Origin of the sequence: Klebsiella sp. EMBS2024, from assembly GCF_036233805.1 — a bacterium.
Lineage (GTDB): Bacteria > Pseudomonadota > Gammaproteobacteria > Enterobacterales > Enterobacteriaceae > Klebsiella > Klebsiella pneumoniae.
Genome location: NZ_JAZARW010000001.1, coordinates 2,152,606 through 2,154,153, shown reverse-complemented (window position 1 = coordinate 2,154,153; position 1,548 = coordinate 2,152,606). Strand labels below are relative to the sequence as shown.

Here is a 1,548-nt window from a genome sequence, read left to right as displayed (position 1 = left end):
GCGAACTGCTTTTGATGCCAAAGCTCCGGACGCGTGAAAGTGACCCACCGCCAACCGCAGGAGGCGGTGCATAACCATTTACAATTATATTTTATTTGAATGTATTCATGTTACATATTAAATTCTGCTTACTTTATCGACGATGAGGCAAGGATGCGGATGTGGAGAGCGTAATCCATAACAATATTGAGGGTTTTCTGCTGTTGTTATTAAGCATGTGGCCGATTCTGCTGGTGGTATTCATTGGCGTCGCAATTTCATTCTATACCATGCTGTTACGCAAGACGGCGCTGGCCTGCCTGCTTTTCGCCCTCGCCATCGGCGCCGCAGGCTGGAGTCTCGCTTAGCCGCTGGCCTCAGGGTTTATCCAGCAGGCTCATACTGGAGGTGGCGGCGCCATCATTCAGATTGGCGGGCGAATGCCAGTCGCGACCCGCCAGCGCACTGTCGCTCTGTCCGCTGCCGACGCCTTGCTGCGTCGACAGCGATGAACCTTCCAGTGCTTCATCCGCCCCTGACCGATCGGGCAGGGAACTGGTATAGCCGCCATTATTCGAGTACGTATCCATGCCGTTGACTTCGTTAGGCACCGTGTCGGTAGTCTTACCGTCATCGTTAATGCAAAAAGAGCCGCCAATGCCGTTTGGCTGACAGTCTGCAGCAAAAGCCGGACTGGCCAGCGCGGTCAGTAGCAATAACGGTAAGCCGATTTCCTTCATTCTTATCTCCCAGGGCCGTGTGGTCTGCCAGACATTCTGTACTATAGCGGCGGCAGTAGCGCGGTAAGTAACAAAACTGTGTAATTTTGTAATGACCGGTGGACGGTTTGTCGTTCGGCCAGGAAAGAGCGTGCGTTAAGCGTGGCATAGCGGCTCGGCAGAAAGCGGTAATCAATTGTTAATTCTACGTAAAGGTTAATGAAAATTTAAGGGAACGCCGCTATGTTGGCAGCATCATACTTTCCATAAAGGATATGCCATGCGCGATAAATATTCCGGCCTGCAGATTGGGATTCACTGGCTGGTTTTTTTGCTGGTAGTAGTAGCCTATGCGGCGATGGAGCTGCGCGGGTTTTTTCCCCGCAGTGAGCGGCCATTGATTAATATGGTGCATGTTTCCTGCGGGATCACCATTTTCGTGCTGATGGTGGCGCGTCTGCTGGTGCGGCTGAAATCGCCGGCGCCGCCGATCGTACCGAAACCATCGCCGATGATGACCGGTTTCGCCCATCTTGGTCACCTGGCGATCTATTTGCTGTTCATTGCCTTGCCGTTGATCGGCATGGTGATGATGTACTGGCGCGGTAACCCCTGGTATGCCTTTGGTCTGACCATGCCGTATGCCCCGCAGAGCGATTTTGAGCGGGTGGATACCCTGAAGGCGATCCATGAATGGTTGGCCAATGCCGGGTACTTTGTGATTGGCCTGCATGCTCTCGCCGCGCTGCTCCATCATTACTGGTGGAAGGATAATACTCTGCTGCGAATGATGCCTCGTAAGCGCTAAATCATCCTCTTTCACTTCCTGACCCCGTCCCGCGACGGGGTT

General features: G+C 53.2%; 3 protein-coding genes. 2 read left to right on the top strand and 1 reads right to left on the bottom strand.

Translation table 11 applies throughout. The annotated features are described in order from the left end of the window. Positions 1-161 precede the first annotated feature (161 nt). A complete protein-coding gene (locus tag VZP09_RS09820; protein ID WP_002907644.1) occupies positions 162-347 on the top strand; it encodes a hypothetical protein in 186 nt (61 codons plus the stop codon). A gap of 9 nt (positions 348-356) precedes the next feature. Here the strand turns inward: VZP09_RS09820 and VZP09_RS09815 are convergent, their stop codons facing one another. After that, positions 357-719, bottom strand: coding sequence for an RND transporter (locus VZP09_RS09815; protein ID WP_328795089.1), 363 nt, complete (start codon positions 717-719; stop codon positions 357-359). Between the two features lie 259 nt (positions 720-978). On the opposite strand from VZP09_RS09815, the gene cybB reads away from it, so the two are divergent. After that, the gene (gene cybB / locus VZP09_RS09810; RefSeq protein WP_002907640.1) at positions 979-1,506 is read left to right on the top strand and encodes a cytochrome b561; all 528 of its coding nucleotides are present in this window, start codon (positions 979-981) and stop codon (positions 1,504-1,506) included. The last annotated feature ends 42 nt before the right edge of the window (positions 1,507-1,548 follow it).